This is a genomic window from Monashia sp. HAY1-2A (assembly GCF_056755315.1).
This window is the reverse complement of sequence record NZ_JBNDHY010000200.1, coordinates 1-6961: the sequence shown is the minus strand read 5'-3', so window position 1 is coordinate 6961 and position 6961 is coordinate 1. Positions and strand designations below refer to the sequence as shown.

General features: G+C 68.9%; 7 protein-coding genes and 1 pseudogene. 6 read left to right on the top strand and 2 right to left on the bottom strand.

The features are described from left to right. Positions 1-158 precede the first annotated feature (158 nt). A complete protein-coding gene (locus ACPYOM_RS20090) occupies positions 159-653 on the bottom strand; it encodes a hypothetical protein (RefSeq protein ID WP_481341137.1) in 495 nt (164 codons plus the stop codon). Between the two features lie 227 nt (positions 654-880). Here ACPYOM_RS20090 and ACPYOM_RS20085 point away from each other — a divergent pair, with 227 nt between their 5' ends. Both ACPYOM_RS20085 and ACPYOM_RS20080 read left to right on the top strand, forming a co-directional pair. Beyond that, on the top strand, positions 881-1303 hold the full coding sequence (locus ACPYOM_RS20085; RefSeq protein WP_481341136.1) for a YdeI/OmpD-associated family protein: 423 nt from the start codon (positions 881-883) through the stop codon (positions 1301-1303). Between the two features lie 33 nt (positions 1304-1336). Beyond that, on the top strand, positions 1337-1921 hold the full coding sequence (locus ACPYOM_RS20080; protein ID WP_481347299.1) for a GNAT family N-acetyltransferase: 585 nt from the start codon (positions 1337-1339) through the stop codon (positions 1919-1921). Here ACPYOM_RS20080 and ACPYOM_RS20075 read toward each other — a convergent pair. Then, positions 1908-2933: a LacI family DNA-binding transcriptional regulator gene (locus ACPYOM_RS20075; RefSeq protein WP_481341134.1), complete on the bottom strand. Its 1026-nt coding sequence runs from the start codon at positions 2931-2933 to the stop codon at positions 1908-1910. The two genes, ACPYOM_RS20080 and ACPYOM_RS20075, sit on opposite strands and share 14 nt — an antisense overlap. Positions 2934-3215: 282 nt before the next feature. Here ACPYOM_RS20075 and ACPYOM_RS20070 point away from each other — a divergent pair, with 282 nt between their 5' ends. From ACPYOM_RS20070 to ACPYOM_RS20055, 4 genes and pseudogenes are all read left to right on the top strand, one after another. Continuing rightward, on the top strand, positions 3216-4571 hold the full coding sequence (locus ACPYOM_RS20070; RefSeq protein WP_481347298.1) for an ABC transporter substrate-binding protein: 1356 nt from the start codon (positions 3216-3218) through the stop codon (positions 4569-4571). 82 nt (positions 4572-4653) lie between these two features. Continuing rightward, positions 4654-5619 carry a carbohydrate ABC transporter permease gene (locus tag ACPYOM_RS20065; protein ID WP_481343840.1) on the top strand — a complete coding sequence of 322 codons (966 nt, stop codon included), beginning with the start codon at positions 4654-4656 and terminating at the stop codon, positions 5617-5619. Then, positions 5616-6533, top strand: coding sequence for a carbohydrate ABC transporter permease (locus tag ACPYOM_RS20060; RefSeq protein WP_481343839.1), 918 nt, complete (start codon positions 5616-5618; stop codon positions 6531-6533). Before ACPYOM_RS20065 ends, ACPYOM_RS20060 begins: the two co-directional genes overlap by 4 nt. Before the next feature lie 67 nt (positions 6534-6600). Then, positions 6601-6961 (top strand): annotated as a pseudogene (locus ACPYOM_RS20055) (alpha-L-arabinofuranosidase); the annotation flags it as partial.

Below are 6961 nucleotides of genomic sequence, written 5' to 3'. Positions count from 1 at the left end.
ATCGGCTTGCGATACCGGCCCACGCGAAGAACGGCGTGAGGGGACCTGCCCTGGCGCGTTGGCGGCCAGTGCACGCATCCACCGGGATCAGCGCGGACAGGCAAGGGCGCGCAACCACCGGACGAGCAGGGAGCGGCGGGGCCCTGCGGCGACGAGCTTCACCCGGCGCTACAGGGCGATCCATCCAGGTGTTGACGAACCGTTCGGTCGGGCTCGCCGGCCTGCCGCATCGTCATCCGCAGGCACGTGTGAAGGTCACCGGCCAGGATGCCGCCCAAGAACTGGGCGGCGCGGTCCGGGCAGCTGTGCAGGGTCACCGAGGAGGCCGACCAACGGCTCAGGTCGATGTCTCCTGTCGTCCAGGCTCCGGCCGGCACCCATGCGAACGCCTGTGAGGGGCCCGAGGCCGTCAACGTGAAGTCGGCGGCGCCCTGGCGCATCACCAAGGGGTTCTTGCGAAAGAACCAGTTCATCCCGGACGGGAGACGCAATCCCACGTCGCGCGCCCGCGGCGGCTCTTCCCTCGCAGACATCCTCGTCAACCCTTCGAACGGGATCGCGTCGACCGCGTCCCCGGGCTGCACGCCGAGCGAGTCCGCGCAGCCGAGCGACACGTGTCTGGTGCCGAAGCCCGACGACGCCGTGGTGGTCACCGATGCGCCCGGCGCACAGGACCGGCGGTCGGGGCGTGCTCGGAACACCCCGCTGCGAGGACCGCCACGGCCAAGCAACAGGCTGTCACCACAGATTCCCGTGCCATGTCACCGGCCTCGATACGCCACGCCCGTCGCGCTTTGCCCTCCATTATCCCTGCAGTGCAGACTCGCCCGTGGGCGCCGCTGTCGGGCAGCTGTCGGTGCTGGCGGCTAGCGTCCTCGACGTGGCCGACGACCTCGAGATCATTGCCTTTGCAGCGGCGGACGAGCTGTGGTCATGGTTGGCGCAGCACCACGACACTCACCCTGGCGTCTGGGTCCGGCTGCAGAAGACCAACAGCCTGCATCCGTCGATCAGCTTCCACGACCTGTTGGAGGCCGGCATCGCGTACGGATGGAGCGAGAGCACATGCCGCGCCCACGACCGCACCTCGTACGTCCAGAAGTTCACGCCCCGGCGCACGCGAGGAACGACGGCCCAACGCAACCTCACCATCGCCGACCGCCTCGAGGCGGAAGGCCGGATGACACCACCGGGGCGCAAGGCGCTCGACCGCTCGTCCGACGCGTCCGCGTCTCGCCGTGTCCGTGCTGCCGGCCGTCGAGAAAACCCCTTGCGCGTCGGCAGCACAGGATGTCGGGTGTGACAGAACACCCGACTCGAGAGGGACGTGACGCGAATGGCGCTGGCCACCCCGACGCTGCACACCGCTCGACTCCGACTGCGTCCCTTCGACGACACGGATGCCGACGACATCTTCGCCCTGCAGAGCAATGCCCACGTGTTGCGCTACTGGGACTCTGCGCCGTGGAGCGAACGCGAGCGCGCGGAGCGGTTCATCGCGCGTTGCCGACAGATGGCAGAGGAGGGCACCGGCGCGCGGCTGGCCGTGGATCGCGTCGCCGACGGGGCGTTCATCGGCTGGTGCACGCTGGACCGGTGGAACCCGGACTACCGGAGCGCGTCGCTGGGCTACTGCTTCGATGCTCCAGCGTGGGGCCACGGCTACGCGACGGAGGCCGCCGGTGTGGTGCTGCGGTGGGCGTTCGAGACGCTGGACCTGAACCGCGTCCAGGCCGAGACCGACACTCGCAATGTGGCGTCTGCCCGGGTGCTCGAGACGCTCGGGTTCGTGCGTGAGGGGACGCTGCGGGAAGACTGCGTCGTCAACGGCGACGTCTCGGACTCATGGGTCTTCGGGCTGATCAGACGCGAGTGGCAGCCAGCCACGTGTGCGGCACCGCGCACCGTCAGCCGGAGGTGACGCCGAGCGTGCTCTCCCGGGCGATCAGCGTGTGGCCGGCGTGGACGTCCTCGCCCGGCACCGGTGTGCGCGCCTCGATGCGGTGGAGCAGCCGATCGACGGCTTCGGCGGCGATGCGCGCCTTGTCGGGCGCGATGGTGCTGATGGTGGGCGTGGAGTAACGGCCGTCCTCGATGTCGTCGTAGCCGATGATCGCGACGTCCTCGGGCACGCGCAGGCCACGCTGGAGCACCGTTCGCACGGCGCCGAGGGCAACGAGGTCGCTGTAGGCGAAGACGGCCGTCGGTCGGTCCTCGCGCTCGAGCAGCGCGGCCATCGCGGTCGCACCGTCGGACCTGTTGAACCGCGGCGTGGAGATGACGAGGGTGTGGTCCACCGGCAGCCCGGCCTCCTCGTGGGCCAGGCGGTAGCCGCGCGTGCGCCGTTGAGCGGCCTCTCCGGTGCGGTAGGGCTGGTCGCCGATGGCGGCGATGCGCCGATGCCCGAGGTCGATGAGGTGCGCGACGGCGTCCCGCGACGCCGCGACGTCGTCGATGCCGACGTGGTCGAAGTGGCCGTCCGACTCACGCTCGCCGAGCACGATGAGGGGCAGGTCCGGATCCCGGACCGCGAGCTCAGCCTGGGACAGACCCAGCGGGCTGAAGATCATGCCGTCGTAGGCGAACCCCCGAGCGCGGCGCTTGATGAGCTCGGCCTCGTGCTCCGGGTCGCCGTCCGTCTGGTCGATGAGCACGTTGAAGCCGCGCTCTCGTGCGCGGGGGATGATCGCCTGCAGCAGCTCGGAGAAGTAGGGCGTGTCCAGGTAGGGGACGACGACGGCGATCTGGCCGGACCGGCCGTTGGCCAGGTTCCTGGCAAGCAGGTTCGGCCGGTAGTCGAGCGCCCTGATGGCCTCCTCCACCTTGGCCCGCGTCGCCGGTGTCACCTGGGCGTACCCGCCCACCACGTTGGACACGGTCCGCGGCGACACGCCGGCGAGCAGGGCAACGTCACGCAGGGTCGCGTCCGGCACGGGGTGCTCCTGTCTCGGGAAGAGGCACGTCGATGCGCCCGGGCTGGGCGGCGAGACCAATCTGACCACACCTATTGCCACGCTGCAAAGCTCCCGGCATACTCCTTTTGCAGCGCCGCAAAATGGTGCACACGGCCGACGGTCCACTGGCCCGGACCCTGCCCCTACGCCCACCCGACGAACCGTGGGTGCGCGTCCGACCGGACGCAGCACCCTCTTTCTTCGAGTAGGCATGTTAACGCTCACACACGTGGGTGCTGATTTCCCAAGATGGAGAACCCGATGAAGCACCGTCGCTTCACCCCGCTCACCCGCGCCGGGAGCATCGTTGCCGGCGCCCTGACCGTCGCCACCCTCCTTGCCAGCTGCGCCGGTGGCTCGTCCGCCGCCGACGGCGGCACGGGCCAGGGCGGGAGCGCCGCGGGCCCTGTGCACATCAAGGTGTGGGCCTGGTACCCCGAGTTCAAGGGCGTCGTCGACGCCTTCAACGCCTCGCACAAGGACATCCAGGTCGACTGGAGCAACGTGGGCACCGGGCCCGACCAGTACGCCAAGCTCAAGACCGCCTTCAAGGCCGGCAGCGGCGCCCCCGACGTCGCCATGGTGGAGTTCCAGGAGATCCCGAGCTTCGTCATCCTCGACAAGCTCGTCGACATGGGCCAGTACGGCGCCAACGACGACAAGTCGCTCTATGCCGACTGGGCGTGGAAGCAGTCGACCGACGGCAACAAGGTCTACGCCATCCCCGTCGACGGTGGCCCGATGGCCCTCATGTACCGCAAGGACCTCTTCGACAAGTACAAGATCGCCGTCCCGAAGACGTGGGACGACTACGCGGCCGCAGCCGAGAAGATCAAGGCCGCCGACCCGAAGGCGTACATCGCCAGCTTCGGCAAGGACGGTGGCTGGCTCAACGGGCTCATGTGGCAGGCCGGCTGCAAGCCGTACAGCTACTCCCAGGCACAGGCCAAGGACGCGGTCGGCATCCGCCTGACGTCACCCGAGTGCAAGAAGGTCGTCGACTTCTACGGCAACCTCGTCGACAAGGGGCTCATGGCCAAGGACCCGTTCTTCACCGCCGACGCCACCGCGGCGCTGGACAACGGCAAGTACTGGACCTGGGCGGCCGCGGGCTGGACCCCCGGCTACCTCGCCGGGTCGCTGAAGAAGACCTCCGGCAAGTGGGCCGTCGCCCCGATGCCGCAGTGGACCGAAGGCGCCAACGACCAGGGAGACTGGGGCGGCTCCACCTTCACGGTCACCACCCAGAGCCAGCACCCGAAGGAGGCCACGATCGTCGCCCGCGAGCTGTTCGGGTCCTCCAAGGCCGCGTGGGACATCGGCCTCAACAAGGCCTTCCTCTACCCGCTGGTCAAGGACGTCGCCGCCAACATGTCGTTCACCGACAAGGCGTACGACTTCTTCGGCGGCCAGAAGGTGAACCAGATCTTCGTCCCGGTCTCCAACAGCCTCGGCGAGTTCCAGTACACCCCGTTCCAGGACTACGTGTTCGCGACGATGAACGACCTGAGCGCCGAGGCCCTGGACGGCAAGCGCCCGTGGAGCACGGTCCTCGACGACACCCAGAAGAAGGTCGTCGCCTACGCCCAGCAGCAGGGCTTCAAGGTCAGCGAGTAGCCCGTCCCACTCGCCGCCGGGTCGGCAGGTGGTCCACCTCCGCCACCTGCCGACCCGGCCCCCACCGGACCCGGAGGTCCCCATGAGCCAGCTCCTTCCGGCCGACCGCCCCGTCACCGCTTCTCCGGCGACCGTCGTCCCACCGACGACGCGGGCCGCCCGCCAAGGCCTTTCCCACCAGGCGCGTCAGGCGGTCGCCGGCGCACTGTTCGTCCTACCGTTCCTCCTCATCGTCCTGCTCTTCCTCGCCCTCCCCCTCGGCTACGCGTTCTGGCTGAGCCTCCACAGCGAGAGCCTCGTCCTCGGCCCCCACTTCAGCGGGCTGGAGCAGTACAAGCAGGCGTTCACGGACCCGCAGTTCCTCACCGGGCTGCGCCGCGTCATCGTCTTCGGTGTCATCCAGATCCCGATCATGCTCGGGATCGCCCTCGCCGGCGCTCTGGCGCTGGATGCCATCAACAGCCGGGTCGCCAAGGTCTTCCGGCTCGTCGCCTTCATGCCGTATGCCGTCCCGGCCGTGATCGGCGCCCTCATGTGGGGCTTCCTCTACAGCAAGACCTTCGGGCCGTTCGCCGGGATCTCGGGACTCTGGGGGGACGCGCCGGTCAACTTCTTCGGCGGCTCCCTGCTGCTCGTCTCCCTCGGCAACGTCGTCACCTGGGCCTGGACCGGCTACAACATGATCGTCCTCTACTCCGCCCTGCAGGGCGTGCCCCGGGAGATGTACGAGGCCGCGGTCATCGACGGCGCCTCACCGGTGCAGATCGCGCTGCGGGTCAAGGTCCCGGCGATCAAGCCGGCGCTCTCCCTCGCCGCCATCTTCACCGTCATCGGCACGATGCAGTTCTTCAACGAACCGGCGATCCTCGCGCGCTTCGCCCCGGACATCGACGCCGGCTACACGCCGAACCTCTACGCCTACAGCCAGGCGTTCCGGTTCTCCGCCTTCAGCTACTCCGCGGCGATCTCGTTCACCCTCGGGCTGAGCGTCTTCGTCCTGTCGTACCTCTTCGTCTTCGTCTCTCGCAGAAGGGCAGCACGCGCATGACGCTGACCACACGGATCGAGGCCGGCCGGCGAGCGCCGCACACGGCCACGCGCCCGCGGGGCGGCCGGTTCGGCGAACCGAGGACCCGCCTGGCGCACAGCCTCATGACACTGGGGATCGTCTACTTCACGATCCCGCTCATCTGGATCCTCTTCGCCGCCACCAAGAGCCAACCCGACCTGCTCTCCACGCCCGCACTGTGGTTCGGCCACGGGTTCGACCTCGTCGCCAACCTCCGCCAGCTGTTCACCGAGGACGGCGGCGTCTACGGGCGCTGGCTCGTCAACACCGCGCTCTACTCGGGGGCGAGCGCGCTGGGGGCGACGTCCCTGTGCGCCCTGGCCGGCTACGGGCTGGCACGGTTCAGCTTCCCCGGCAAGCGACTGATCGAGTCGGGGCTGCTCGGGATGGTCATGGTCCCGGCCACCGCCCTCGTGCTGCCGACGTACCTCCTGCTGTCGCGGCTCGAGCTGGTGAACACCATCTGGGCCGTCATCCTGCCCTCGCTGCTGAGCCCCTTCGGCACCTACCTCATCCGGGTCTTCGTCGCCGAGAGCGTGCCGCAGGAGCTGCTCGACGCAGCCCGGATCGACCGCGCCGGCGAGTTCCGCATCTTCTGGCAGGTCGTCCTGCCGATGATGCGGCCGGCGATCGTCACCGTCTTCCTCATCACCCTCGTCGCGACGTGGAACAACTACTTCCTGCCGCTCGTGATGCTCAGTGACGCGAAGCTCTACCCGCTGACCGTCGGGCTCACGACCTGGTTCAACACGGCGCAGCAGGAGGCGGGGACCCGCGTGCTCTTCAACCTCGTCACCACCGGCGCGCTCCTTGCCATCATCCCGCTCGTGGTCGCCTTCGTCTTCCTGCAGCGGTTCTGGCGCAGCGGCGTCAGCAGCGGCGCGCTCAAGTAGCCCGCAGTCCCATGCTCGCCGGGTGTCGACTCCACACCCGCACTCCCCACACCTTCCAAGGACTCCGATGACCTCCGCCTCCTTCCGCCTCGACCCGAGCTTCACGATCGCCCCCGTCAACCGACGCACCTTCGGGTCGTTCGTCGAGCACATGGGCCGGTGCGTGTACACCGGCATCTACGAGCCGGACCACCCCACCGCCGATGCCGACGGGTTCCGCGAGGACGTCCTCGCCCTGACGCGCGAGCTGGGCGTCAGCATCGTGCGGTACCCCGGCGGCAACTTCGTCTCGGGCTACCGCTGGGAGGACGGCATCGGTCCCGTGGCCCAGCGACCGGTGCGACGCGACCTCGCCTGGCACGGCCTCGAGACCAACGAGGTCGGCATCGACGAGTTCGCCCGCTGGGCGGACAAGGCCGGCGTCGAGA

Excerpts from the sequence above, each read along its gene's own strand:
- ACPYOM_RS20080 (WP_481347299.1), top strand. The coding sequence starts at position 1,337 with ATGGCGCTGGCCACCCCGACGCTGCACACCGCTCGACTCCGACTGCGT.
- ACPYOM_RS20070 (WP_481347298.1), top strand. The coding sequence starts at position 3,216 with ATGAAGCACCGTCGCTTCACCCCGCTCACCCGCGCCGGGAGCATCGTT.
- ACPYOM_RS20065 (WP_481343840.1), top strand. The coding sequence starts at position 4,654 with ATGAGCCAGCTCCTTCCGGCCGACCGCCCCGTCACCGCTTCTCCGGCG.
- ACPYOM_RS20060 (WP_481343839.1), top strand. The coding sequence starts at position 5,616 with ATGACGCTGACCACACGGATCGAGGCCGGCCGGCGAGCGCCGCACACG.